This is a genomic window from Enterobacter cloacae complex sp. I2 (genome assembly GCF_014896205.1).
In the GTDB taxonomy this organism is placed as follows: domain Bacteria; phylum Pseudomonadota; class Gammaproteobacteria; order Enterobacterales; family Enterobacteriaceae; genus Enterobacter; species Enterobacter quasihormaechei.
Map to the genome: position 1 here is coordinate 21327 of NZ_JADBRA010000018.1, position 26231 is coordinate 47557.

Genomic DNA, 26231 nt, shown 5'->3' on the forward strand with positions numbered 1-26231 from the left:
CCTTCAAAAATACCCCGGCAACACCGGGGTTACGGTGAGTTAAATTACCAGCCCTGTTATTTTCTCGTCCTCAGACATCAGAAACGCCAGGTGGCTGAAAGATTACCTGCGATCGAGTCATAGCCAGAACGAAACATTTCGCTTTCAACCCCGATGCCCAATTCGACATCAGCGTTGATTTTATAGCTCATACCTGCCTTAACGCCCAGAGCGTCACGGCCAGTCACCTGATTCCTGGAACTAAACCCTGTGCTTCGATAGTTGGCGAAAGAGGCGTGTTGCACTACGTTGCCATCAAGCAGTTCATGATCCCAGGTAAGCTGCAACTCAGCTGCTATCGACGCCCCTGAAGCGAGGGGGACATTCCAGTTACTATTCACCCCGATACTTGATCTCAGAGAATCGAAGGTCTGCGAACCCAGCATCAGTCGGCTGCCGTCATTGCCGCTTTCCTTCACGCCGGGACGATGTAATGTGGTGTAATTCAATGAAGTTACCGGTCCGGCGTTCACATTATTATTTAGCGCCCATCGATAGCCCCCGCCGGCCGAAACAGAGCCTGACAATCCGGTCCAGGTGGCATGGTGGCTTGCTCCGTAAGTTTCTACATGAATGTTTCTGTCCAGCCAGCTGTCTTCGATACCCAATCGGCCAGTGCCGAATAAATACATTCCTTCGGACCTTTCGGCGCCGTAACGAGCATGAATACCCAGATCGAAAGCAGTGGTTTTTCCGGTTGCGGTTTCTGGTGATTTCACCGTCACCGACTGGCCGCTGACCGCACCATGGAAGCCATAAATCCAGTTGTGATTCTGATCGTTTTGTTTTTCAGCACCGAATACAATGCCATAACTGCTGGCGTCATATCCTACACTGTCACCCTGACGCTGTTGCCAGAAGCCGCCGCCAAAGGGGATGGCAAAGCTGCGCCATTCGCCTGCCGTCAGTTGCTTCGGCATAGCCACAAGATTCGGCCCGCCAACGATCCGCGCTATCTGTTGTTCACGGTGAAGGGAGCTTGCGAACATGGCACTGTAGGCGCCCGCAGAAAGTTGCGGCAAGGCATTGCTGATACTCCCGCCATCAGTGGCGGAGAAATCCAGAGTACGGTACAGCGGTTGAATATCCGACTTAGCTTCTGCCACAATTTTATCCAGCGCTTGCCCTACCTGCCGCGCATTAGCGTCCTGCGCATACCGGCTGTATGCGTTTGAAGCGCGCAGCATTGAGAGCTGCCAGCCATTCTTTCCCTGAGGCGTGGTTTGCAGCGTTAGCGTGGGTGAGCGGAGCACGCTGTTCACGGCACTGAAATTGCCGCCGGAAGAGTCTGTTTTTAGCAAATCTTGCGTATTCAGACGCCAGTTTGTGGCGTACCAGTCCGGCTGCGGCGCAAACGTCAGTTGACCGTCAAATTGTGCGTGACCGTTCACACGCAGAGTATCATGCCTACCGTGCCCGTCGACTTCCAACAACAACTGTCCGGTATCACCCTGTTGATAAGCACCGGATATAGTGATTTGCCCAAGGGAATTACCCGGCGCAAGGATCCCGTTATTTACAAAGCGGCCTTCCTCATTAAGCGTGTAGCTGGCGTTGCCGGACAGGCTGGCACCTGGCGCGATAGTCATGCTGTAAATCTGAAAATCGCCATTAAGCGAGGTTTTCCCTCCGTGCGCGTCCAGTGCCAGATTATTGATACCTTCAATGTTTCCGCGGTAAGTAAAGCTGAAATCAGCATCAGCTGCGTCCGTCGCTTGCCCATACGCATTGGCCTTCCGACCGAAGGTAAGCTGTGTTAACCGCTGTTGGCCATCGTCATCCCGTTGGGCGTAGTCCGAATAAATATCACCTTCCAGCCGGGCACCCGTTAATATATTTATATTACCGACCAGCGCGTTCGGTGAAATATAAATCGCCGCGCCCTTACCGGCAACCCGTCCGCTGATGTCGGCATTATCTACCAGCGCTCCCTGCAACTCGGGTAATAACGCATCGTAATAGCCGTCCACGATATGAAGCCAGGATCCACGATAATCCACGTCGTTACCCAGGAGGTTATTGCCAAAGTCAAAACTGATAGCGACGCCACGGGCTCCCAGTGCCTGGACGTCGCCACGTTGAATAAAGTTGTGCTGTTTACCGTAGGCAAACATTACCCCACGGCCATTTTCGCCATCGGCATATACCCGTACTCCGGGTTCAATGCTCAGGGTGTTATTTTGCCCATCTATACGGATGCCCGCGCCGCCACTCCCTGATGTCATCAGGTCCGCTTGTTGAAAGATATGGTTATTACTGCCATACACATGCAGGCCAACCCCCAGATTAGCGGTATTATATTGCCCCGCCAGATAGCCATCCGCCTGCTGATTACGCAGAAAATATCCATTGCGGTTAATGAGAGTTTGCCCGTTGCCATACAGCGAAAAACCGAAAAAGTTACGACGGTCAATCTGATATCCCATATCTTGCAGCAATGCCAGTTCCGCTTCCATAAACGTTGTGTAATTGCGGTAGTTCTGATGGCTCATCATGCTGTTTTTCAGCTCGATATGGCTCATGTAGTTATCATCGACGGAACCGTCGTCTGCTAACATTTTCACCGGTACGCCAGGCATGGCGCCTGCAAGTACTTCATCCACGTGCCTGCCGGTGAAATAGCCTTTATCGCGCCGTACATCAAAGCCTTGTGGATCCCAGGTGTTATTGCATCCATTACACAATATTACCTGCCCTGGTCGGGCAGGATTGCCACGGTCATCACGCAGATGGCTGGTCCAGGAGCCAAAAGGCACGGTATCAAAAGCGGGCGTGAATGTACCACTGCCTTGCAGATCGGTAACCATATTGGATATTCCCAGGCCATGGGCCAGCTCGTGAACGGCGACGCTGACCAGATCGGCCTTTCCAGTGCGCGGCAACTGCGCAGGCACATAGGGAACGTTATCAAAATCCAGTTTGCCCATGATGAACTGGGCATGGGAGCCAAAGGTCAGCTCTCCGGTATCAATGCCGTTCAATGCTCCCTGCAACTGCGTCAGACTCATGATGCCGTCGGTAACTGAATCGCTGGAACCTGCGGCATTCTCATCGTTAAACGTCCCCACATTGATAATGGCGGGCAGTTGCCCTGGGCTGGGGGTAATAACCTCAGCCCAGTAACGCATGGCATCAAGTATTTTTTCTTTTTGCTGCTGGCCAAGATCCCAGGTTGACTCAGACGCAATCGGCCAATCCGGCATAAAGGGGCCGTCGCCAACATTAAAGAAACGCACTTCAAATACCGCAATATTGTGTGGGTTATAGACCAGATAGCTTTCGCCTGCATACAGATTATTACTGACAAATAAACCCGTTAATGCAGCCGTCATAAAAACCCTTTTCATATTAATCATCCTTGTCTAAAAAAAGTATTGCTTACGTTCCTCAATATAAATTCACACCTGAGCTCAATAAAGCATAAACGAATATAATAATTATCGATGCGGCTTGATAATTTAGAATAACGAGTGACCTTGCCCTGTGATAGCCTCGTTTTTCAGGATTTTATAAACGGTGGAGCGGGCGATACCGGATCTCAATGAACAGGAATGTACCGACATATGCAGGGAAATTAACGGATAGGGTCTGGTGCCGTGGCATAATCGACATAAGCGTGAGGCTTTACGTTACTCCACGGCACCAAAAACGATCGGACGGCTTATCAATTAAAGCCAGCGAGAGCGTTTAAGTCGTAGCCACAGTAATACACAGGCGCCCAGCGTGACAGCGATCGTAGCCGGATAGCCATAGAGCGTCTTCAGTTCCGGCATATTGTCGAAGTTCATACCATACATGCTGAAGACTACCGTCGGGATCACGAGTATGGCCCCCCAGCCGGCCAGTTTCTTCACAACTTCGTTTTGCTGCACTGAAACCAGTGCCAGGTTAACGTGCATCGCGCTGCTAAGCAGTTCACGCATGTCATTTACATCCGTGACTACATGGCTTGCGTGATCCTGAATATCTCTGAAATACGCCCTGAGGGGTTTTGGAATAAGTTCTTCATGAATGCGGATAAGCTCGGTACAGATTTCTTCTACTGGCTGAGCGGCGTTGCGAAGCCCGAGCAGATTACGGCGGAGGGAATACACGTCCTGAATAGCTTCACGGTCAAATTCACTGTGAAAAAGTGTCGCTTCTATATCACCAATTTTGGTGTTGAGGCGCGCAGTCAGCTCTGCATAACTGTCTACAATGAAATCCAGAATACAGTAAAGCGGATACGCCGGACCGTACGAAAGCATGTCCGGGGCTTCAGCAGCACGGGCGCGTATAGGCGCATAGCTCTCTGAAGCACCGTGGCGCACCGTAATAAGAAAGTTGCGCCCCACAAATAAATGCGTTTCGCCAAACTCAATGTTGTCACCCTGTCCACTGACGGTCTTTACAACGATAAAGGCCGAGCTGCCATAACGCTCAATCTTAGGCCGCTGATGTGCGTTAAGCGCATCCTCAACGGCCAGATCGTGCAGACCGAACTCCTCCTGGACTTTATACATAAACGCCGGTTCAGGCTGCCAAAGCCCCAGCCAGATAAACGCATCGGTATCCTGGATGATTTCGCTGATATCCTCGATATCCACGGTTTCGGCAGGGCGGCCTGAACGGTAGACCATACAGTTAACAATCATTTTTTTGGCTATCCCTTAAGCATGTTTCTAAGAAGCTTAACCCTTTCCGTTAAGTTTCCAAATTTTTAAGCTTATACAGTAACGCAGATACTGTTCGGTACGTACGTGTACATTATTAACCTTGAGGCAATGCTGTATGAACCCTGTTCGCAATTATCGAATGCGAATAGAAAATTTATAATCTCTCCTGTTGTCTCTTACGCCTTACGGACAAAGTCCGGGAAAGGGTGTGAACGTTAAAAGGGGAGTACGGAATTGAGAAAGATACCTAAAGTAGCATTGGGCACATGGTCATGGGGTGCAGGCATTGCGGGGGGCGATACCGTTTTTGGCAACCACCTTACCGAGGCGCAGTTGAGTGAGATATTCAGCGCCGGGATGTGGGAAGGGCTTAATATGTGGGACACCGCCGCAGTATACGGTATGGGAAGTTCAGAATCCGCATTGGGGAAACTCATTCCCAGTTTTCCCCGGAATGATATCATTCTCTCCACCAAGTTTACCCCGCAAATCGCGGATGACGCCCTGGATGAACCCGTAACGGCAATGCTTGAGACCAGTTTAGAGCGTCTCGGTGTTAAATACATCGATCTTTACTGGATCCATAATCCTCTTGATGTAGAGAAGTGGACCCCTGGCCTTATTCCATTACTTCAGGATGGCAGAATTAAACGGGTCGGGGTTTCCAACCATAATCTTTCGCAAATCCGGCGTGCAAATGCCATTTTGGGTGAGGCTGGTTTCGCCGTAAGCGCTGTACAAAACCATTATAGTCTTCTTTATCGTTCGTCCGAGTATGCTGGCATTCTCGACTATTGCCGCAACAATAATATGACGTTCTTCGCTTATATGGTACTTGAACAGGGCGCTTTAAGCGGTCGATATAATACGACTCGCCCTATGCCAGTCGGTAGCGATCGTGCTGTAAAGTACAACCCTGTATTGCCACAGCTGGAGGAACTGACTAAGGCAATGGCTGAAATGGGCAAGAAAAAAAATGCCAGCGTGGCACAAGTTGCTATAGCGTGGGCAATTAGCAAGGGAGCCGTGCCGTTGATAGGCGCCACGAAGGTACAGCATGTTCTGGATGCAGCAAAGGCGTCCACAATTGTGCTCGATAACGATGAAATAAAACGACTGGAATCGCTCGCTGATGATGCAGGTGTAGATACCCGCGGCTCATGGGAAGCTTCAATGGAATTAATCTCCTGACGGGTAATCCCGGAAAAAGTGCAACGTAAAAAGCCTCCATTGCGGAGGCTTTATCGTTTTGTTTATTTTCTGACAATAGCGATGTTGAAATTATAATCCCCGCTAATTTTTGCCATCTGAAATAATAATGTGGCGTACATTTCCGTTGACCTGGACGTCATTATCCCACCTAAATCAATAATATTTTCTACAGGCCATCCCAACTGCATGAGTAGCGCTTTCACTTTCGATTTAGCGGTGTGGCTGTCTCCGGACATAAACACATTATGCGAGCCTGGCAGCTGCGAAGGATTAAGCATAATAGAATAAGCCATAGTATTTAGAGATTTAACAACGTGCGCGTCAGGGAAGGCCCGCTGAATCTGCTCGCCCAGACTATCATCATTAGCGAATGTCAGACGCGGTATATCGCCGGGTGAATAGGTGAGCGGCAGGGCAAGATCAAGGATAAGTTTACCTGCCAAATTGTCTTTACCCACAAGAGTCAATGCGTTCAGGCTGATTGCGCCTTCTGTTGCGTTGACGATGATTTCTGCAAACCGACCCGCGTCATAAAAGGAAACCAGTGCAATATCAGGGTGTTCTTTAGCCCAGAATTGCCAGGCGGGTATTCCCTTGGCATCAGGGGACGTACGCCGAAGCGTAGCATCCACGTTTCGGGTTCCTACCACTACTTCATGACCTAGCTCTGTCAGACGCAGCGCAAAAGCGCGTCCAACCATGCCGCTACCAATAATTGCAATTTTCACACAGACCTCCCGGTGAAAGAGATTTAAAACAATTAACCATGCGTAGAAAAATAACAAGTAACTGAATGACGCAATACGCCTCTGCATTTCCTTTCACTTATTCCAGACAGTCATCAATGAAGCGCTTACATTTGTGCCGTTGGGGAAAAACTGTAATGCCGCTCTGCTTCTGGTTCAGAAATATTCACGCCTTATACTTTTCAAAATTAGATAAGATGCATTCACTAAAAGAGGAACCTGCATAGATGAACACCTATAAGAAAACAGCACTTATTACAGGCGCAAATAAAGGGATTGGTTTCCAGGCCGCACAGGAGTTGGGAAAGCAGGGGATCAATGTCTACATCGGTGCCAGGGATGAAGCGAAAGGCCTTGCTGCTGTCGACAAACTGAGAAAACAGGGTATTGAGGCTGAGTTCGTGATGCTGGACGTCAACGATCCGTCCAGCGTTGACCGCGCCGCTGAAAATCTAAATAAACTACCAGGCGGGCTGGATATTCTGGTAAACAACGCTGGAATTATGAGTACAGAAGATGGCGTGCCTTCCGCTACGAATCTGGATGTGGTCCGGAAAACCTTTGAGACCAATTTTTTTGGGGCGCTGTATGTTACACAGAAAATGCTGCCACTGATAAAAAAGGCCCGCACTGGACGGATTGTTAATATGTCCAGCGGACTTGGCTCTCTGGCGCTTAATCAGGATGATAGCTGGGCGTTCGCGGACAACAAACTGATTGGTTATAACGCATCAAAAGCTGCGCTGAATATGATGACCATTCAGCTTGCCTGGGAGCTGCGTGATACTAATATCAAGGTCAACTCCGCCAACCCGAACTACACCAACACTGAATTTCTGCCTGATACTACAGGCGGCAGACCGGTAGAGGATGCGGCTCGTGAGCCGGTCCGCCTGGCGCTGTTGCCGGAGAATGGTCCGACAGGCGGTTTCTTTGAGGACAGCACGCCTCTGCCCTGGTAAAAACGCCGGATAGCGTATTTCACTGCCGGGCTGAACATCGCGTCAGCCCGTTTTATTCATATCGAAAGGCCGATTCCAGGGCGCACAGGGCGGGATAACTTCTTTCAGAAAAGTGCTGAAGGCGCGAACATTTGGATTTCCCCGCCGGCTTTCAGCCCAAAAGGCGGTAATATTATGCCGTACCGCCCACCTTTCAGGCATAACCGGAACCAGTTCACCACGCGTGACGTGCCGGGTAGCAAGAAATGAGGGCAGCATTCCTATTCCACCGCCATTAAGGATAATGGCCAGCACCGCTTCTGGACTATTAACCGTAATGGCTGCTGCGGGCTCAACTTCAGTTATTATGTCGTTTTCGCGAAAATGCCATTTCATGATCTGTCCGGAACTGTGATATCGCACCCTGACCAGCTCATGACCGGGCAGATCGTCGAGTGTTCCCGGCACGCCTCTTTTTTCAATGTAGTCAGGCGAGGCATAGGGGCTGACAACGTTCGGCGTAAGAGGGCTTGCTATAAGTCTGGAATCCGCAATAGGTCCTATGCGTACCGCTAAATCAATACCTTCCTCAATCAGGTCGGTCATCATGTCGGAAAGACGTAGTTCAACATCAAGATTCGGGTATCGTCGACGAAATTCGGGTAAGTGGGGCGCAATAAGGCAATTGCCCACCGGAATGGAAGCGGTCACTTTGATGAGGCCAGCAGGTTCATGACGAGCGGCAAACGCAGTCTGCTCTATATCCTCAGCTTCGCGAAGTAAACGTACGGCTTTCTCATACAGCTCGGCACCTTCTGGTGTCAACGTAAGCGAGCGTGTGGTTCGGTTAAATAATTTAATACCGAGGCGCTCTTCAAGCCTTTTAACGCTTTTGCTCACGGCAGACGGAGATATGGATAAAACACGGGAGGCCGCCGTGTAACTCCCAAGGGATGCAACGCGAGCGAATGCAATAATGCCGGCGAGTCTGTCCAGCGTCAGGTTTTCCACAGTAAAGCTCCGTTAAGTACAGCATCATACTGAGCATCTGTATACATTTTGCGAGATGGTTTCAGGTGTTTTAAGCTATTCAATATATTGACATTATGAACGAGAATATTCTAAAAACACTAGCGATAAGATGCGACCGTTGAGAAACAATGCTCCAAAAGTCTGTTCCTCGCTATAATAGCCCTTAAACGCAGTTAGCTCGTCCGCTTCGTGCCAGCAGCGGACATGACAAAGACTCAGCAACTTTAGAACATCTGGCGCTTTAACCCGGCTTTATCCGTTGGCCGGACGAAATATACTGCTTCAGCGTCCACGTTTATAAGTCAGCCATCCCTCACAGGATGGCTGTATGGTGTTTAATTTAATGAAATACGAACCACACTATCCGGGCCTTTCGTCGTGTTGTCGTCATTGAAGTCCTGCTTCACGGTTACGTATAAAGTTTTACCGTCCGGTGTTACCAGAAGACTGTTGGGATGGCTGGTGAACGTCCAGCTGTTTTTCACAGCATAGCTCCCGGCGTCAAGCAGCAGCACCTTCCTGGATTCGCGCTGGCTGATGAAAATTTCGTTGCGCTCAGCGTTAAACTTAATTCCCAGCGCATCGCCTTCAATACGCTTGATAACTTTCCCGCTGCGCTCATCAAATACCAGTGTGGTTTTGGCTTTTGAATCATCGGTCACGAACAGGCGTCCGGTGGCCGGATCTTCTGCCATATTCAGGAACAAATACGCTTTTTTATCTCCCGGCGTCCAGCGCTGTTCGATTTTATACGTGTCCGGGTTAATCACCAGAATTTCACCGCCGCCATTGGCGGCATAAAGGCGGTCTGTCAGCGGCGAATAAATAATCCCCGTCACCCATTTTCCGGCATTTTCGATTCGGGCTTTTAGCGTCATGGTGTTGGCATCAACCACGAAGATAAATCCAGGGTCGGCAACGCCGCCGATAAACAGTTGTCCCTTGTGGAAGAGGATTTCACGCGCACCAACCGGGTCGCCATCCTTATCTTTGCCTTCAAACATCAGGCGCTGTAGCACCTTGCCGCTTTGCACGTCCACTTTCGATACCCCGCCATCGAGAGTGTTGGTGGTGTAGTAGACCTTGCCATTATCATCCGCTGCCATGCCGAAGTTTTTCAGGTCGGTGTGGGTTTCACCTTGCGTGGCAAGCGTTACGGGATCCAGTTTATAGAGCACCCCGCCGTTGACGTTTTTGAAACTCTGCGCGCTCGCAACGTACAACGCGTTTGCCGTTGGGGAGTAAACCATCTCATACAGACCGTCAGCGAGTTCGCGCTGCTTGAGCGCAGCCGAACCCGGGGAGACTGCTGACGCCGTTGCGCTCAGGGTTAACGCCGCGGTAAGGATGCTAAAGCCCCATGTCTTTCCTTTTAGCCAATGGAATTTGTTCATTTATTGTTCCTGTCATGCGCGAGGCGCGCTGATTTTGATAAATATACATTTATTTACATTTAACTTACAAAATTACCTGTGCATAATAAAGCAAATAATTATCATTTCCATTCTTATTTGGATAAATGATTTGCACATAACGACAACAACTGACAGGTAACATGATGATTTTTAACGGCAGGGCTAATCGCGCGAAAGCGCCCGCAGGGTTAATTCCTGCTTCCTTCTCACTTTCACTGCTTACGCTGGCAATGTCCGCCGTCATGCACCCGGCACGGGCGGATGAAAATACACAAGAACAAGAGATGGTTGTCTACGGTGACGGGAACGGGAGCGCCGACTCGCAGCAGGATTATGCGGTAAAAACCACGCGTTCAGGCACCAAAATGCTGCTGACCCCGCGCGATATTCCCCAGTCAGTCAGCGTCGTGACGCGCCAGCGTATGCAGGATCAAGACCTGCAAACCATTGACCAGGTACTTACCAATGCCACCGGCGTTTCGTCGCAGCAGGTTGACAGCGAGCGTTCCAGCTACTTTTCCCGCGGCTTTGAAATCACCAATTTCGCCTACGATGAGATCCCCACATCAATGGGTGACGCGTGGAACTTTGGCGATGCGCAGGAAGATACTGCCATTTATGATCGTATCGAGATTGTGCGTGGCGCAAACGGCCTGATGACCGGCGCTGGCGATCCGGGAGCAACGGTGAACATGGTGCGTAAACGTGCCGACAGTAAAACCTTGAGGGGCAACGTCAGCGCAAGTTACGGAAGCTGGAACAAACAGCGTTATGTGGGCGACATCTCCGCGCCCCTCAATTCCGACGGCAGCCTGCGTGGGCGCGTCGTGGCAGGTTATCAGGATCAGGACAGCTGGCTCGACAGATATGGCAAGCGTAAGAAATTTCTCTATGGCGTCATTGAAGGCGATGTAACGGAACACACGACGGCCTCGCTGGGCTGGGATTATCAGCAAACAAACACCGCCAACCCGACCTGGGGCGGATTACCCAGCCTGTACGGTAACGGCAGCCGTACCCATTACGATCGCAACGTCAATACCTCGGCGGACTGGACGGGATACACCGTTGAGTCGCGTAAAGTTTTTGCTAACCTCACCCACAACTGGGATAACGGCTGGTCGGTTCGTTTCAATGGAACCCACGGCGAGCAAACGTTCAATGATACCCTGCTTTATGTGATGGGCAATCCGGACGCCACCACCGGTGAAGGCGCATCAGGCTGGGGTAGTAAGGATCGCGGCAAGCGCACCTTGGACGCCTTTGATGCCTACGCCAGCGGGCCTTTTGAACTTCTCGGGCGTCAACATCAGCTGATGGCCGGGGCCAACTATAGCCGACAGCACAATGCTACCTTCAGCAAAGACGGGCCAATGGACAGCGCTCAGATTGGCATCTTCAACAACAGCTGGGACGGCAGCGTGGCCGAGCCGGAGTGGGGCGACTGGTATCAAAATGCGGATGATATCGTGCGGCAAAAATCGGCGTATACGGCGGCACGCCTGTCGCTGGCGGATCCGTTGTCGCTAATCGTTGGCGCACGTTATACCCAGTACAGCTCAGATGGCAGCAGCGGCGATATGCGTAAATACAACACCACCCCTTACGGCGGGCTGGTGTATGACATCAACGACAGCCTTTCCGCTTACGCCAGCTATACCTCAATTTTTGCCCCGCAAACCAAACGCACGAAAGAGGGTGCATGGCTCTCTCCCGTCACCGGTAAAAACTATGAAACCGGCCTGAAGGCAGACTGGATGGACGGTCGACTGACCACCAACGTTGCCGTATTCCGTATCGAACAGGAGAACGCGGGGGAAGCGACCAGCGGGGTATTTGTTAATGGATCCAGCGAACAAGCTTATCGCGCAACCAAAGGCGCAGTGAGCAAAGGGGCGGAATTTGAGGTGAACGGTGCCGTTACCGACAATCTACAGCTTACCTTCAGCGCGACCCGCTACGTTGCCCGTGATTCAGATGGCCGCTTCAACAGCTTCGCGCCGCAGACGCAGCTTAAGCTGTTCAGCCGCTACCGCGTCCCGGCGCTTCCGGATCTGACCGTAGGCGGCGGCGTGAACTGGCAAAATCAGGTGTACAAAGATGTCACCGGTCCGGACGGCGAGACGCAACGCCTCTATCAGGGCAGCTATCCGCTTGTCGACTTGTTCGCGCAGTATCAGCTGACGAAACAGCTGGCGGTGCAGGCAAACGTTCGTAACCTGTTAGACCGCGAATACTACTCCTACCTCGATGACTCTGCCGTCTATGGCGAACCGCGTAGCGTCTCGGTAAGCATGAGTTACACATTCTGATGTAATCAGCTTACTGAAATCCTGGCCATCACCTGTTCCGAAATGCGCTTCGGCTCCACTGGCGGTAACGACAGGGCGATGGCCGCCATGCCGTTGCCATCCTGGTAACGAATTATGTGTCGATCTGAACGGGTGACGAGCCTGGTGCCGGAAACATTGGGCCAGTTAATGAAGACGTGTGTTGGTTAAAAAACACCCTCCTTGTACCAAAGGCGGACGTTCAGACAGAATTTGTAAACAGCTTACATTTATGTGTGATCTGGATCATGATTTTTCCCCCATAGCGATCGTAATATAAATTTTTATATAACGATCTGCGATGCATGAAAACTCGAAAAAATTTCGCTGCGCTTTTGCCAGCATTAGCGTCTTTGGCACCTCTTCATGCGCATGCCGCGCCCACTTCTGAAGATGAAATGATTGTCACCAGCAATACCACTACCGATAACTCGGATTCCGCCGCCGGTGCCGGATTCAAAACTACTGATATCGATGTCGGTCCGCTTGGCACAAAATCCTGGGTTGAAACGCCTTATTCCAGCACTACAGTCACCAAAGAGATGGTTGAAAATCAGCAGGCGCAAAGCGTCAGCGAGATGCTGAAATACTCCCCCAGTACGCAAATGCAGGCCCGCGGCGGGATGGATGTTGGACGGCCCCAAAGCCGTGGTATGCAGGGAAGCGTGGTGGCCAACAGCCGTCTTGACGGGCTGAACATCGTTTCTACCACCGCCTTTCCGGTGGAAATGCTTGAACGCCTGGATGTCCTTAATAGTTTGACCGGAGCGTTGTACGGCCCGGCAAGCCCGGCCGGGCAGTTTAATTTCGTCGCGAAGCGTCCCACCGAAGAAACGCTGCGCAAAGTGACGCTGGGCTATCAAAGCCGCAGCGCATTTACTGGCCATGTCGATCTGGGCGGCCATTTTGACGAGGACAAACGGTTTGGCTATCGGCTGAACCTGCTCGATCAGGAAGGTGAAGGCAATGTTGATGACAGTACGCTGCGTCGTAAGCTGATTTCAGTTGCGTTCGACTGGAATATCCAGCCGGGAACTCAGCTACAGCTCGACGCCAGCCATTATGAATTTATCCAGAAAGGCTATGTGGGTAGCTTTAGCTATGGCCCGAACGTCAACCTACCGTCTGCGCCGAATCCGAAGGAAAAAAATCTGGCGCTCAGCACAGCGGGTAACGACTTAACTACCGATACCATCAGCACCCGCCTGATCCACTACTTTAACGACGACTGGTCTATGAATGCTGGCATGGGCTGGCAGCAAGCTGACCGCGCGATGCGCAGCGTTTCCAGCAAAATACTGAATAATCAGGGTGATATATCGCGCTCAATGAAGGACTCCACCGCAGCGGGGCGTTTTCGCGTATTGAGCAACACTGCCGGGCTGAACGGCCACATTGATACCGGCTCGGTCGGCCATGACCTGTCGCTTTCAACCACGGGATATGTCTGGTCGCTTTATAGTGCGAAGGGGACGGGTTCCAGCTATAGCTGGGGTACGACGAATATGTATCACCCGGATGCGATAGATGAGCAGGGCGATGGCAAAATCCGTACCGGTGGGCCACGCTATCGCTCCAGCGTTAATACTCAGCAGAGCATTACGCTTGGCGATACGTTAGCCTTTACGCCTCAATGGTCGGCGATGTTCTATCTAAGCCAGAGCTGGTTACAGACTAAAAACTACGACAAACACGGCAATAAAACCAGCCAGGTTGATGAAAATGGTTTAAGCCCGAACGCGGCGCTGATGTACAAAATTACCCCCGACACGATGGCCTACGTCAGCTATGCCGATTCACTGGAGCAGGGCGGTACGGCGCCGACGGATGACAGCGTAAAAAATGCCGGTCAGACGCTCGATCCTTATCGCAGCAAGCAGTATGAGGTGGGGCTGAAATCGGATGTCGGCGGCATGAATCTGGGCGCAGCGCTGTTCCGCCTGGAGCGCCCGTTTGCCTATCTTGATACGGATAATGTGTATAAAGAGCAGGGCAATCAGGTGAACAACGGCCTCGAATTAACCGCTACCGGGAATGTCTGGCAGAGTCTGAATATTTACAGCGGCGTGACCTTCCTCGATCCGAAACTGAAAGATACGGCGAATGCTTCAACCAGCAATAAACAGGTTGTAGGCGTGCCGAAAGTGCAGGCAAACCTGTTGGCGGAATACAGCCTGCCGTCCATGCCAGAATGGGTCTACAGCGCCAATGTTCACTATACGGGCAAACGCGCGGCGAACGACACGAATACGTCTTACGCCAGCAGCTACACCACATGGGACCTGGGAACGCGTTACACCACTAAAGTGAGCAATGTGCCCACCACTTTCCGCGTGGTGGTAAACAACGTGTTTGATAAACATTACTGGGCTTCTATCTTCCCATCAGGTACCGATGGCGATAACGGTTCCCCGAGCGCATTCATCGGCAGCGGTCGCGAAGTACGTGCTTCCGTCACCTTCGATTTCTAATAGATAATGATGAAATTTTCCCGTTTATTCCCGCTACTGGCGCTGTTGCTGGCGGCCAGCCTGCATGCAGAAAATACGCACAAGGACGTGCGTATCGCTTCACCGTGGCCGGCACAAAATACCATTATCGCCATGCTGGGGTATGGCGATAACATCGTCGGGACGTCGATGATTGCCAAAAAGATCCCCCTGTTTCGCCAGAGCCTGCCGCGCATTGAGAATGTCGCGGTAGTAAGCGTAAACAGCGGGCATGAAATTAACCCCGAGCAAATTATCGCGCTGGGGGTCGATATGCTTTTTGTACCGCATAATATGGTGGTGCCTCAGCAGGATTTGCTGAAAAAGACAGGCGTGCAGGTGCTGGCGTTTGAGGCGAATTCACTGCGGGCGTTAACCCAACGCGTTCAGCAAACGGCGGCAGCGCTGGGCCCGGATGCGCAACATAAAGCGCTCGCCTATCAACGCTATTTTGCTCGCAACGAGGCTCTGGTCACTGAACGCCTGAAAGATCTTCCCGTTTCCCGGCGCGTTTCGCTCTATCACAGTATGGGAAATCCGCTAACCACCACCGGCAGGCCATCGCTAAACCAGGACTGGATTGACCTGGCCGGAGGTCAAAATATTGCTGAAAACTGGTTTGGCGGTCATCAACAAAACCGTTCGGGTGAAGTCGCTCTGGAGAAAATTGTGACGGCTAATCCGTCGGTTATCGTCGCGATGAACAAACGTGACGCGGATACCATTCTGAGCTCTCCGCAGTGGGCAAGCGTGGACGCGGTTATTCATCATCGCGTGTACGTTAACCCGAAAGGGATGTTCTGGTGGTGTCGCGAAACCAGTGAAGAGGCGCTGCAATTTTTGTGGCTGGCGAAAACGCTTTATCCCGAGCGCTTTGCTGATGTGGATATGCGTAAAGAGACGCGTGAGTTTTATCAGCAGTTCTTTGGCCTGACGTTAAGCGATGCGCAGGTGAGCGATGTGCTCAATCCACCACGCTGACGGAGAGTGAAAAAACCATGACTGTAATAAAAAGTACGCTGTCGGTCGGAACCCGCTATCGGCAGCTGTTTCGCCAGCGCCTGACGATACTGGCGGTTATTTTTGTCGCAATTATCGCTTCGCTGCTGCTTGATTTTATCCTCGGCCCCTCGGGGCTCCCTTTACATTCGCTGATACAGACTTTGCTCCACCCCGCCCGGGTGACTACAGGCATGCGGGTTATCGTTTGGGACATCCGTTTGCCCTATGCGTTGATGGCGCTACTGGTAGGAATGGCGCTGGGTTTAGCTGGGGCAGAGATGCAAACTATCCTGAATAATCCACTCGCCAGCCCGTTTACGCTCGGCGTTTCGTCGGCGGCGGCCTTTGGCGCAGCGCTGGCGATTGTGCTGGGTATCGGTATTCCCGGCATTCCGGAAAGCGGGTTTATACCGGCTAACGCTTTTCTTTTCGCGCTCCTTTCCGCCCTGTTGCTCGACAGCCTGACCCGCTGGACGCGCGTGCCAACGTCGGGCGTTGTGCTGTTTGGTATTGCACTGGTCTTTACCTTCAATGCGCTGGTTTCCATTATGCAGTTTGTCGCCGATGAAGATACGTTGCAGGGCCTGGTGTTCTGGACGATGGGCAGCCTGGCGCGCGCATCATGGGAGAAGCTGGCGGTGCTGGCGGCGGCGATGGCGATGGTTTTGCCCTGGTCGCTGCGTCGTGCCTGGCAGCTTACCGCGCTACGCCTTGGCGAAGAGCGGGCAATGAGTTTTGGCATTGATGTTCGCCGTTTACGCATGGGTTCTCTGCTGCGTATCAGCCTGCTGGCGGCCCTTTCGGTTGCGTTTGTGGGACCAATTGGCTTTATAGGCCTGGTTGCGCCACATATTGCCCGTCTGCTGCTGGGGGAAGATCATCGCTTTTATTTGCCCGGGAGCATCCTCACCGGCGGGCTGGTGCTGTCGCTGGCCTCGGTGGCATCGAAGAACATTATTCCCGGTGTCATTTTACCGATAGGGATTGTTACCTCTCTGGTGGGCGTTCCGTTCTTCTTGAGCATTGTGATGCGCCATCGAGGGAGTATGTCATGAGCGGACTAACCATTAATGCGCTGTGCGCCGGTTACGGCAAACGCCAGATCATTGAGAATCTGTCGATTTCTACGCTGCCGCGCGGCGAAGTCACCGTACTGTTGGGCTCCAACGGCTGCGGTAAATCAACGCTGCTGCGCGCCCTGGCGGGGCTAAATCGCGCCAGTGGCCAGGCCTGGCTGGATGAAGAGAATCTGTTATCGCTGCCATTTTCCCGCCGGGCTGAAAAAGTGGTATTTCTGCCGCAATCGCTGCCTCAGGGTGTGCACCTTCAGGTGCTGGAGTCGGTGATTGTCGCCCAGCGCGCCTCTGGTGCAGAGCAAAATCGGGCGCAGGCGATAGCGATGCTCGAAGAGTTAGGTATCGCACATCTGGCGATGAACTACCTCGATAGCCTGTCCGGCGGCCAGAAACAGCTGGTGGGGCTCGCGCAGTCGCTTATTCGCCGTCCTTCTTTGTTGCTACTAGATGAACCGCTGAGCGCGCTGGATCTCAACTATCAATTTCACGTGATGGACGTGGTATCCCGCGAAACCCGGATGCGCAATATGGTCACGCTGGTCGTCGTGCACGATATTAATATTGCGCTGCGGCATGCCGCCCAGGTAATCATGCTGAAAGAGGGAAAACTTATCGACAGCGGCGATCCGCAAAGGGTGATCAGCGCAGAAAATCTTGCGCAGGTGTACGGCGTACGCGGGAGAATTGAACATTGTTCGCGGGGAAGACCGCTGGTAATTGTAGATGGCGCAATCGAAAATTAGTCGGATTAACGTGGCTGGGGCGGCCTGAACGGTAAACCATACAGTTAACAATCATTTTTTTGGCTATCCCTTAAGCATGTTTCTAAGAAGCTTAACCCTTTCCGTTAAATTTCCAAAGGGGGATGACATCTAGTGTCCCCAAATCAGAGCCATGCCTTCGCTTTCAGGCCGTACGTTCTTAAAACCGAACTTTTCATATAACGCGGGAACATCGGCTATCAGGGTAATATAGGCACCGGCGGGCACATGCTGTTCAAACCATAACATTAAATTTTGCATGATTTCTCGCCCCAAACCTTTTCCCTGATGCTCCGGGTCAACAGCAATATCAACGATCTCGAAGTTCAGGGCACCATCGCCAACAATACGCCCCATCCCTACAGCATTTCCGGCACACACAATATGTACTCCATAACAGCTTGCAGGAAGTGCGCGTTTTGCCAATTCAAGTGGTCGGGGAGTTAATCCGGCGATGATGCGTAAACGGCAAAAATCTTCTGGAAGAGGTACTGTTTCAATTACTTCATAGTTTGATTGCATAATTTAACCTAAGCAGTAGCAGGGATAATTGAAATTAACACAATTCATGCGTTAATAAAGTCTGCCAATCGGAATAATGACAACATATCGCGACTGATGCTCCGCTTCTCGCTCACAACAGACCTTCAGCCTGGCCATCTTGTCCGCTTCGTGCCAAGAGCGGACGTTACTAACATTAATCTGCATCAATCTGTGGGGAGCAGGTCAGTGTATATCTTCTTTCAGTTGATTCAGGTATTACTGAGATAAACGCCACAGGCAGGTACGACTGGCAACATACTCAAGATATTTCCGGGAATACAGCGCTGCAGCCAGGCTCGAAGGCGACAATGGCTTTGACCTTGTCGTTTTTCATCGCTGTATAAGTGGGCGATGGGAAACCCGTATATGCCTGTCAGTTGTTTAAACAGACAGGCTTAAGAGACTTATAGCTCCGACGGCCAGTTCTCCAGTACGCGCTGGCGTACCTCTTCCGGATACCCCTGCTCAAACGAGGCATGCAGATGGCGGGTGGACTGCAGCGTATCAAACACCACTTTTTCCCCCTTACCTGCCACATATTCTTCTTCTTCATAACACTGCGGCAAGCGGATCACGCGCTGATCGTCAAATACCACGCGGCGGCCAACCGGGTGTACGCGGGTTGACAGTACCCACACCACTTCACGCAGGTTGGTGGGATCAAAATCATCATCCACCACGTAGACCTTCGGAATAAAGACCATCGCGTCGGTCTTGAACAGCACCTCGCCGATGCGTTGCGCCAGAGCTTCGCTGGTGACGCCCGGCAGCAGCTCGCGCCAGTTCTGCGGCACCACCACCAGCAGCCAGTGGACGGTGGAATCTTCCGGGATCCAGGCCGTGACGATCGGCAGTTCCGCTTCACGCAGATACGTCAGGGCATCGGCGGCCAGTCCCATCGCCCAGAGCGTATGCGACTCGTCGGTCGGGCGGCCGGTGATCGACATCGGCCAGATCGGATCGTCCCGGTGGGTAATGGTCTCGACGTGGAAGGTCGGCTGGGCAGACGAGCCCTCGCCGAGATAGCCGCCATACTCACCGTACGGGCCTTCCTGACAATCGCGTTCGACAGAGACATGGCCTTCAATGACGATCTCTGCTGTGGCAGGCACGTCCAAATCGATACTGACCGCCTTCACCACCGGCACCGGCTCGCCCGCCAGAGTGCCGATGTAATCCGCTTCGTCGGCATGGGCCGGGATCGGAATGCCGGAAACACAGGAGATCGCCGGAGCCGGGCCCTGCACCAGTGCGTAAGGCATCGGCTGGCCGAGCTTGACCCACTCAGCCCAGATCTGGCCGATATGCTGGCTTGGCACAATCAGCCCCACCATCCGTTTGCCGTCGACCTTCATCACGCGGGCGATGGACCAGTTCACCCATTTGCCGTCCGGCGTTTTGACGATCAGCGTGCCCCAGGTGTTGGCGTAGCGACCGCCGTCCTTGACGTGGGCAAAGGGGATCGGGAAGCGATCGAGGTTCGCCTCTTCACCACGCAGGATGTTCTGATGACACAGGGCATCCGTAGACTCTACCCGCGCCGGGGGAATGCCGGGCTTATGGCGCGCCGCCGACAGCGCTTCGACGATCTGCGGCCCGGTGGACGCAGGGGCCAGGCCGAGCGACATCGCCACGCGGGCATAGGGCATCTCCTGACGGGAGGAGAGGCTGGCCGGGGCACCGAACAGGCGGAAACCGGGGGCCACGCCTGCCACCTTGTGGAACAGCGGGGCAGGGGACTGGATCTCATAGCTGCGGCGGGTGATGGCGCTCGGCTCAAAATCGCCATCCACTTCGCGGGTCACGTGCATGATGTCGCCCATGGCGTCGAGGGCATCGATATAACTGCGTAAGTCACCGTAATAGTTCATCAGGCTCTCCTTAAGCCGTGGGAGCGGAGTGAGGTTCACCCCAGCGTTTAGTTAAAGTGTTATCCAGGCCAAACTGATCCAGAATGCGCGACACAAAATGGTTGATGATGTCGTCCGTGCTGATGGGGTTGTTATAGAAGGCAGGCATCGGCGGCAGCATCATGGCCCCGGCGCGGGTCAGGGCGAGCATATTCTCCAGATGGATGGCGTTGAGCGGTGATTCTCGCGGCACCAGCACCAGCTTGCGCTGCTCTTTCAGCGTCACGTCGGCGGCGCGGGCAATCAGGCCATCGCCGTAGCCGCAGCGGATGGCGGCGAGAGTTTTCATGCTGCACGGCACCACGATCATGCCATCGACGCGAAAGGAACCGCTGGAGATTGCCGCCGCCTGATCGTGCTCGCTGTAACTCTTCGAGGCGAGAGCAATAACGTCCTGTACACTGTAGGGCGTTTCCAGTTGAATGGTGGCGCGCGCCCATTTAGAGATGATCAGATGCGTTTCGACGTCAAGATCTTTCAGCGCGGCTAGTAAACGAACGCCAATTGCAGCGCCTGTAGCGCCAGTCATGCCTACAACAAGCTTCATGCGGGTTCTCTGTAGCAATACTTTCAGATATAGTTTGAGTTCAAACTGTTTGTGTTCGAACTATATGTTTGTCATTTTCAGGAGTCAAGAGAGTCGATGGCAGAAAATCGCGACTTAATCCTTGCCGCGCCCCTGTGGCCGCACGGCGATAGTTCATTAATGCACCTGATGCGCCGCGCAGGGCAGCACTCCACCACCTGCTGGAGCCAGTGTGTCGATACCGGGTTATCTGCCGTGCAGTACGCCATACTGGTAGTGCTGGCGGAAGAAACCACCTGCGACCAGCAAACGCTGGGGAACCGCGCCGGGTTTGATAAAGCTACCGGCACCTATGTGGTCGATCGGATGACAAAAAGCGGGCTACTGAAGGTGCAGACCGATCCCGCCAACCGCCGCCGCAAGCTGGTCTCTATGACCGCAGAGGGCGAGGCGATGCTGGCGCAGATGATTGAGCAGGCCAAAAGCGCCGAAAAGATGATCACCGCCGGTCTGAATACCCAGGATATCGCCGACCTGAAGCGTCTGCTGAGCAAGCTGGGGGGATTGCAGGAGCCTGATGACTATGCCTCCAACGAAATTGCCTGACAGCCACAGTGAGCCGAAGCCCGACCTGACGATCGGCTTTCTGCTGATGAAACACTTTACGCTGGCCTCGGTAGCGGGGCTGGTAGAGTCCCTGCGCTTTGCGGCGGACGAGTCCTTCTCCAGCCGGCAGATCTTCTGCCGCTGGGAGTGGATGACCTGCGATGACCAGCCGATTACCGCCAGCTGTGGCCTGCCGGTGTCGCCTACCGCAAAGCTCAATTTTGCCCGGGAGTGGGATTACTTCGTGGTGGCGGGCGGGCTGCTGGAGGAGACCCGCCAGTCGCCGGAATGGCTGCTGCAGGCCCTGAGGGATCTGCACGCCCGCAATATTCCGATCATTACTCTGTGCAGCGGAGCCTTTGTCGCCGGTAACGCCGGGCTGCTGGACGGTCGCCACTGCGCGATCCACTTCACCACCCGGGACGAATTCCGGCTACGTTTCCCGAAAGCCATTCCGGTGATCGATAAAACCTACATCAAAGACGGCGGGATCATCTCCTGCCCGGGCGGCACGGCGATTGACCTGGCGGCGGATCTGATCCGCCAGCACTGTGGGCTGGTACGCTCTCAAAAGGTATTGAAATACCTGCTGGTGGATGAGGTGCCCACGCCGAAAGCGAAGCACAAAGCGCCGCTTGGCGAACCTGACGTCTACGAGAATCCGCTGGTGACGAAGGTGATTGAGTTTATGAAACATCATCTCGACTCGCCAGTGCCACTGGCGGAGGTGGCGGAGTTTGCCGGAGTGACCTTCCGCCAGCTCAATCTGATCTTCACCCAGTGTACCGGTCACTCGGCGGCGGTGTACTGGCGGCGGATGCGTCTTGATCAGGCGCGCAAGCTGATGGCCGACTCCAGCAACAGCATTAACGCCATCGCCACCGCCACCGGTTTTGCCGATGCCTCACACCTGATCGCCTGGTTCCGTAAACAGTACGGTGAAACGCCAAGCTCGTTCCGCAAACGGCGCAGGGAAGTGGAGAAACTGGTGAAAGAGTAGTGGCATTGAACGGCGGCGCTTCGCTTGCACGGGCCTACGGATTTTGTAGGCCGGGTAAGCGCAGCGCCACCCGGCGTTCTTTTTACGAAAGTTACAGCATGTGCCGCTTCGCCATCGACCCCGGCACACTCGCTTTTGGTGACGGGGTGTCATCCAGCGAGGCCGCATCGGCAAGGCTGCGGGCATTGGTTTCCGGTGCCAGCCACCATGAGACGGCTAAGCCCACAAAGGTGATCGCCGCGGCGATATACATAGTGGTGCCAATACCCAGGCTCTGTAGCGAGGCGGGCACCAGCCAGGTGCCGACCGCAGCGCCAATGCGCGACAACGAAGTCCCCACACCTACGGCACCGGCACGGATCTCCGTCGGGAAAATCTCGTTCGGGTAGACCAACTGCAGCACCTGAGCCCCGCCGATAAACAGCGCATAAGCACCAAACATCAGCAGAATAATCATCGACGGCCCGTCACGCAGCAGGCCCAGCAGCAGCAGCGCCAGCCCCGACCAGAGGAAGCTCTGCAGCAGCAGTTTGCGACGCCCCAGGGTATTCACCAGTCGGGTGGCGATAATGCAGCCGACCACGAACAGCAGCGTAATCGCCACCGAACCGTAGGAGGCCCATTTGCCGCTCAGGTGCAGCGCATCCAGCACTTTCGGCGCAAAGGCATAGACCGCGAACACCGGGATCACCGAGCAGGTCCAGAAGATGGTCACAAACGCCATGCGTTTGCCGTAACCTGAGTGCAGCAGGTTGAAGAAGGAGAGGTTTTTGCTTTCCGCCTGCTCCGGCAGGTTGTCCAGGCCAAAGTCAGGGCCATACACCTTGCGAATGATCGCTTCGGCTTCGGCGTGACGGCCTTTGCTGATCAGCCAGCGCGGGGATTCCGGGGTGCCCATACGCACCAGGAACAGCAGCGCACCTATTACCGCAGTGCTGGCCAGGGTCAGACGCCAGGCGTCCGGGCCGCCAAAGTGCAGCAGCGCTTCGCCGATCATGTAGGCTGCGGCGGCACCGGCAAACCACAGGATGGTGAGGGTAGCCAGGCACGGCCCGCGGTTTTTCTTTGGCAGAAACTCCACCAGGAAGGCGGTCGCCACCGGGTACTCAATGCCCACCGCCACGCCGTTTAAAAAGCGCAGGGCAAACAGCATCTCGCCGCTCTGCACCCAGTATTGCGCCACGGAGCAGACCACAAACAGCGTCGGGCCGACGAAATAGAGCATCCGTCTGCCCAGCCGGTCGGTGAGGGCACCGCCGATAAAGCCGCCAAAGAAGATGCCGATCAGCGCCGAGGCGGCAATCAGGCCCTCCCAGAAGGCGGTCAGCCCCAGGGCTGGGGAGACCTTCATCATGGCGATGCCGATAATGCTCAGCACATAACCATCGACGAAGGAGCCGCCACCGGAGCGAACGGTCAGCAGACGGTGAAAGCGATTGAGGGGTACGTCTTCAACAGAAACGGTATTTGACATGGTAACTCCTGTCTTTCCCCGATATCGTTGAATTAATGGGTCACAGCAGGAATAAACATCATTAGCGATGAATGTTTCTTCAGGCCGAGCGAAACCGCTTTCCATTAATCATCGATTACGGAATAAATATAGGTCTAAGAAGGTTCAAGCGTTAAATAAGAGCGTGCGTTATTTCGCGTAATTCATGGCAAATACTCCTCCGCTGCAGGATGGTCGGATAAGCTGTTATTTATATTTATTATATTGTTACTGTGTTTAATATTTTTAAGATGCTTCGTCAGATAATCGTTTTACGGCAACCGTGCGCGTCGACCACCAGCAGATCAGCGATCCGAGGCTGACCATTGCCGTTCCCTGCCAGAAGGCCAGGGTCAGGTGTGAGTCCAGCATAAAGGCCGCCAGCACTGCCGAGATAATCGGAATAAAGTAGGACGCCGCTGCCAGCACCGTGACGTTGCCGTGCAGGATCCCGACGTTCCAGGCGGCGTAGCCAAAGCCCATCGCCATCGCCGCCAGCATCAGGCTAATCCACGCATGCCACGACAGATTAAATTCCGGCTGGGGTAAGGTGAGATATTTCACCCACAGCGTCAGCGCCGTTAAGATAAAGAACAAGGTAATGCCGTTATTTCCCTGAGCGATACGTTGGGTGACTACGCAATAAATCGCCCAGATCACTGCGCCGCTGAATGCCAGCCCGTAACTTAACGGATTATCCATAACATTATTCATCATCTCCGTGAGAGAAAACCCACCGTCGCCGCCTAATACCCGGCCTATTCCGACGATAGCTAAAATTACCCCGGGAATAATTAACGGGCTGGTTTTCTGCCGGTTAACGATCACCGCCAGTAAAATGGTCATGCTCGGCCAGAGATAATTCACCATCCCCACTTCAATCGCCTGCCGCCCGGAATGGGAAAAGCCCAGCGACAGCGACAGGCACAGCTCGTAGCAGACGAACAGCACGCTGCCGATGATGAGATAACTTAGCGGGAATTTTTTGATCTTCGGAAAGCCAAGGGTAAACAGCAGTAACACCGCGCTGCAGGTGTAGATCAGTGCCGCCCCGCCCACCGGGCCAAAGCCTTCGCTCACGCTTTTGATCAGGCCGACAATCGCGCTCCAGAGCAGGATGGCAATCAGGCCGATGAGTGTCGCTTTCTTTTGGGGCATACCCTGTACCTCTGTTTACATTCTGGTCACAATCCGGCGTTACGATGTGCCGCTTTGTTAAATTCTGGTTAACTACAGCATTAAAACTATGCCGCCGGAAAGGCGCTGTAAATACGTCTCAGAGGGTGATAATTCGGGAGTGTGATCGCTATCGGAAATCATATAGAAAATTAACACGACGAAATAAACTGTTTAATTTATTGATTTATAAGATATAAATTTGCAGTGGTTGTCAAAATCTTCTATTGATGCGTATTTACGTTGTATTTTTTATGTATACAAAAAATATTCATTCATTGACCTTTTGCCCCTCTGTATGCAAATTTTTAACAAACGCAGTCCATCAGGGTTGCGTAGCAGACTGTGACGGTCGTGAATTCCCCCTGGAGGTTATCGTGTTGACATTTGAAGGTATCTACACCCCGGCAATTACCCCTTACGCAGCCGATGGCAGCATTGATTTTGCACGCTTTTCCGACGTGCTGGAGTCGCTTATCGAGGCCCGCGTACACGGCATCATCATCGGTGGCTCTACCGGTGAATACTACGCCCAAAGCCCGGAAGAGCGTAAAGCGCTGGTGGAACACGCCCGCCAGGTGATTGGTACCCGCCTGCCGCTGATTGTCGGCACTGGGGCTACCCGTACTGAAGACTCGGTGGACTATGCCAAACATGCGCGTGAAACCAAAGCCGATGCCATCCTGGTCACCTCGCCACCGTACGCACTGCCGACCGAGCTGGAAAACGCCCATCACGCGCTGACCGTTGATAAAGCTGCCCAGCTGCCGATCATGCTCTACAACTACCCGGGCCGCATGGGCATCACGATGGGCGAGACCTACTTCCGCGAAGTGAGCCGCTCGTCGAACGTGGTCGCCATTAAAGAGAGCTCCGGCGATTTCAACAACCTGCACCTGCTGGCCTGCAAATTCCCGAATATCGCGCTCTCCTGCGGCTGGGACGATCAGGCGCTGGAGTTCTTCGCCTGGGGCGCGAAAAGCTGGGTCTGCGCCGGTTCCAACTTCATCCCGCGCGAGCACGTGGCGCTGTACGAAGCCTGCGTGGTGGAAAAAGATTTCGCCAAAGGTCGCAAGATCATGGCGGCGATGATGCCGCTGATGAACTTCCTCGACGGCGGAAAGTTCGTGCAGTCCATCCGTTACGGCTGCGAGCTCAACAGCCTGACCTCCGGCACGGTGCGTGCGCCGCTGCAGGATCTGAATGAAGAAGAGAAAGCGCAGCTGAAAGCGGTGATTGCCGATGTGAAACGCAACGTCGCTGCGGCGCTGTAAGGGGGC

20 protein-coding genes are annotated in these 26231 nt (G+C 53.4%); 10 read left to right on the top strand and 10 right to left on the bottom strand.

The window, feature by feature from the left end:
• Nucleotides 1–77: 77 nt before the first annotated feature.
• The gene (locus tag IM300_RS16145) at nt 78–3386 is read right to left on the bottom strand and encodes an autotransporter domain-containing protein (RefSeq protein ID WP_193037376.1); all 3309 of its coding nucleotides are present in this window, start codon (nt 3384–3386) and stop codon (nt 78–80) included.
• Between the two features lie 321 nt (nt 3387–3707).
• On the bottom strand, nt 3708–4673 hold the full coding sequence (locus IM300_RS16150; protein ID WP_063866812.1) for a magnesium and cobalt transport protein CorA: 966 nt from the start codon (nt 4671–4673) through the stop codon (nt 3708–3710).
• A 255-nt stretch (nt 4674–4928) separates the two neighbouring features.
• On the opposite strand from IM300_RS16150, the gene IM300_RS16155 reads away from it, so the two are divergent.
• Entirely contained in the window at nt 4929–5885 is a 957-nt protein-coding gene (locus IM300_RS16155; protein ID WP_193037379.1) for an aldo/keto reductase, read from the top strand.
• A 62-nt stretch (nt 5886–5947) separates the two neighbouring features.
• Here the strand turns inward: IM300_RS16155 and IM300_RS16160 are convergent, their stop codons facing one another.
• Nucleotides 5948–6634 (bottom strand): NAD(P)-binding domain-containing protein, encoded by a 687-nt coding sequence (locus IM300_RS16160; RefSeq protein WP_193037381.1) that lies wholly within the window; start codon nt 6632–6634, stop codon nt 5948–5950.
• Nucleotides 6635–6879: 245 nt separating this feature from the next.
• Here IM300_RS16160 and IM300_RS16165 point away from each other — a divergent pair, with 245 nt between their 5' ends.
• A complete protein-coding gene (locus tag IM300_RS16165) occupies nt 6880–7614 on the top strand; it encodes an SDR family oxidoreductase (RefSeq protein WP_193037383.1) in 735 nt (244 codons plus the stop codon).
• A gap of 42 nt (nt 7615–7656) precedes the next feature.
• Here IM300_RS16165 and IM300_RS16170 read toward each other — a convergent pair whose 3' ends face one another.
• Together IM300_RS16170 and IM300_RS16175 are read right to left on the bottom strand one after the other, a co-directional pair.
• Nucleotides 7657–8604 carry a LysR family transcriptional regulator gene (locus tag IM300_RS16170; protein ID WP_193037385.1) on the bottom strand — a complete coding sequence of 316 codons (948 nt, stop codon included), beginning with the start codon at nt 8602–8604 and terminating at the stop codon, nt 7657–7659.
• A gap of 356 nt (nt 8605–8960) precedes the next feature.
• Complete coding sequence (locus tag IM300_RS16175) at nt 8961–10019, bottom strand: YncE family protein (RefSeq protein WP_193037387.1); 1059 nt, start codon at nt 10017–10019, stop codon at nt 8961–8963.
• Between the two features lie 164 nt (nt 10020–10183).
• Here IM300_RS16175 and fhuE point away from each other — a divergent pair, with 164 nt between their 5' ends.
• The 5 genes from fhuE to IM300_RS16200 all read left to right on the top strand — a co-directional run bounded on the left by fhuE (nt 10184) and on the right by IM300_RS16200 (nt 17680).
• Nucleotides 10184–12352, top strand: a complete 2169-nt coding sequence (gene fhuE, locus IM300_RS16180) for a ferric-rhodotorulic acid/ferric-coprogen receptor FhuE (RefSeq protein WP_193037464.1) — start codon at nt 10184–10186, stop codon at nt 12350–12352.
• Between the two features lie 323 nt (nt 12353–12675).
• Nucleotides 12676–14841, top strand: coding sequence for a TonB-dependent siderophore receptor (locus IM300_RS16185; protein ID WP_193037389.1), 2166 nt, complete (start codon nt 12676–12678; stop codon nt 14839–14841).
• Nucleotides 14842–14850: 9 nt separating this feature from the next.
• On the top strand, nt 14851–15840 hold the full coding sequence (locus IM300_RS16190) for an ABC transporter substrate-binding protein (RefSeq protein WP_193037466.1): 990 nt from the start codon (nt 14851–14853) through the stop codon (nt 15838–15840).
• Between the two features lie 17 nt (nt 15841–15857).
• Nucleotides 15858–16916 (top strand): iron ABC transporter permease, encoded by a 1059-nt coding sequence (locus IM300_RS16195; RefSeq protein ID WP_193037391.1) that lies wholly within the window; start codon nt 15858–15860, stop codon nt 16914–16916.
• Nucleotides 16913–17680 carry an ABC transporter ATP-binding protein gene (locus IM300_RS16200; protein ID WP_193037393.1) on the top strand — a complete coding sequence of 256 codons (768 nt, stop codon included), beginning with the start codon at nt 16913–16915 and terminating at the stop codon, nt 17678–17680. Before IM300_RS16195 ends, IM300_RS16200 begins: the two co-directional genes overlap by 4 nt.
• 129 nt (nt 17681–17809) lie before the next feature.
• Here IM300_RS16200 and IM300_RS16205 read toward each other — a convergent pair whose 3' ends face one another.
• The 3 genes from IM300_RS16205 to IM300_RS16215 form a co-directional block, all read right to left on the bottom strand.
• Nucleotides 17810–18220, bottom strand: coding sequence for a GNAT family N-acetyltransferase (locus tag IM300_RS16205; RefSeq protein ID WP_107535278.1), 411 nt, complete (start codon nt 18218–18220; stop codon nt 17810–17812).
• Nucleotides 18221–18645: 425 nt separating this feature from the next.
• Nucleotides 18646–20112 (bottom strand): UbiD family decarboxylase, encoded by a 1467-nt coding sequence (locus IM300_RS16210; RefSeq protein WP_193037395.1) that lies wholly within the window; start codon nt 20110–20112, stop codon nt 18646–18648.
• Nucleotides 20113–20122: 10 nt separating this feature from the next.
• Nucleotides 20123–20698 carry a UbiX family flavin prenyltransferase gene (locus tag IM300_RS16215; protein WP_193037397.1) on the bottom strand — a complete coding sequence of 192 codons (576 nt, stop codon included), beginning with the start codon at nt 20696–20698 and terminating at the stop codon, nt 20123–20125.
• Between the two features lie 96 nt (nt 20699–20794).
• Between IM300_RS16215 and IM300_RS16220 the strand changes: the two genes are divergently transcribed.
• Nucleotides 20795–21283: a MarR family winged helix-turn-helix transcriptional regulator gene (locus IM300_RS16220; protein ID WP_193037399.1), complete on the top strand. Its 489-nt coding sequence runs from the start codon at nt 20795–20797 to the stop codon at nt 21281–21283.
• Nucleotides 21261–22283, top strand: a complete 1023-nt coding sequence (locus IM300_RS16225) for a GlxA family transcriptional regulator (protein ID WP_193037468.1) — start codon at nt 21261–21263, stop codon at nt 22281–22283. Before IM300_RS16220 ends, IM300_RS16225 begins: the two co-directional genes overlap by 23 nt.
• 91 nt (nt 22284–22374) lie before the next feature.
• Here the strand turns inward: IM300_RS16225 and IM300_RS16230 are convergent, their stop codons facing one another.
• Entirely contained in the window at nt 22375–23757 is a 1383-nt protein-coding gene (locus IM300_RS16230) for an MFS transporter (RefSeq protein ID WP_193037401.1), read from the bottom strand.
• Nucleotides 23758–24021: 264 nt separating this feature from the next.
• Entirely contained in the window at nt 24022–24933 is a 912-nt protein-coding gene (gene yddG, locus IM300_RS16235) for an aromatic amino acid DMT transporter YddG (protein WP_193037403.1), read from the bottom strand.
• Nucleotides 24934–25328: 395 nt separating this feature from the next.
• On the opposite strand from yddG, the gene IM300_RS16240 reads away from it, so the two are divergent.
• The gene (locus IM300_RS16240; protein WP_370552248.1) at nt 25329–26225 is read left to right on the top strand and encodes a dihydrodipicolinate synthase family protein; all 897 of its coding nucleotides are present in this window, start codon (nt 25329–25331) and stop codon (nt 26223–26225) included.
• Nucleotides 26226–26231: the final 6 nt, after the last annotated feature.

Excerpts from the sequence above, each read along its gene's own strand:
- IM300_RS16145 (WP_193037376.1), bottom strand. The coding sequence starts at position 3,386 with ATGAAAAGGGTTTTTATGACGGCTGCATTAACGGGTTTATTTGTCAGT.
- IM300_RS16195 (WP_193037391.1), top strand. The coding sequence starts at position 15,858 with ATGACTGTAATAAAAAGTACGCTGTCGGTCGGAACCCGCTATCGGCAG.
- IM300_RS16205 (WP_107535278.1), bottom strand. The coding sequence starts at position 18,220 with ATGCAATCAAACTATGAAGTAATTGAAACAGTACCTCTTCCAGAAGAT.
- yddG (WP_193037403.1), bottom strand. The coding sequence starts at position 24,933 with ATGCCCCAAAAGAAAGCGACACTCATCGGCCTGATTGCCATCCTGCTC.
- IM300_RS16215 (WP_193037397.1), bottom strand. The coding sequence starts at position 20,698 with ATGAAGCTTGTTGTAGGCATGACTGGCGCTACAGGCGCTGCAATTGGC.
- IM300_RS16165 (WP_193037383.1), top strand. The coding sequence starts at position 6,880 with ATGAACACCTATAAGAAAACAGCACTTATTACAGGCGCAAATAAAGGG.
- IM300_RS16210 (WP_193037395.1), bottom strand. The coding sequence starts at position 20,112 with ATGAACTATTACGGTGACTTACGCAGTTATATCGATGCCCTCGACGCC.
- IM300_RS16150 (WP_063866812.1), bottom strand. The coding sequence starts at position 4,673 with ATGATTGTTAACTGTATGGTCTACCGTTCAGGCCGCCCTGCCGAAACC.
- IM300_RS16175 (WP_193037387.1), bottom strand. The coding sequence starts at position 10,019 with ATGAACAAATTCCATTGGCTAAAAGGAAAGACATGGGGCTTTAGCATC.
- IM300_RS16190 (WP_193037466.1), top strand. The coding sequence starts at position 14,851 with ATGAAATTTTCCCGTTTATTCCCGCTACTGGCGCTGTTGCTGGCGGCC.
- IM300_RS16225 (WP_193037468.1), top strand. The coding sequence starts at position 21,261 with ATGCCTCCAACGAAATTGCCTGACAGCCACAGTGAGCCGAAGCCCGAC.
- IM300_RS16230 (WP_193037401.1), bottom strand. The coding sequence starts at position 23,757 with ATGTCAAATACCGTTTCTGTTGAAGACGTACCCCTCAATCGCTTTCAC.
- IM300_RS16185 (WP_193037389.1), top strand. The coding sequence starts at position 12,676 with ATGAAAACTCGAAAAAATTTCGCTGCGCTTTTGCCAGCATTAGCGTCT.
- fhuE (WP_193037464.1), top strand. The coding sequence starts at position 10,184 with ATGATTTTTAACGGCAGGGCTAATCGCGCGAAAGCGCCCGCAGGGTTA.
- IM300_RS16220 (WP_193037399.1), top strand. The coding sequence starts at position 20,795 with ATGGCAGAAAATCGCGACTTAATCCTTGCCGCGCCCCTGTGGCCGCAC.
- IM300_RS16200 (WP_193037393.1), top strand. The coding sequence starts at position 16,913 with ATGAGCGGACTAACCATTAATGCGCTGTGCGCCGGTTACGGCAAACGC.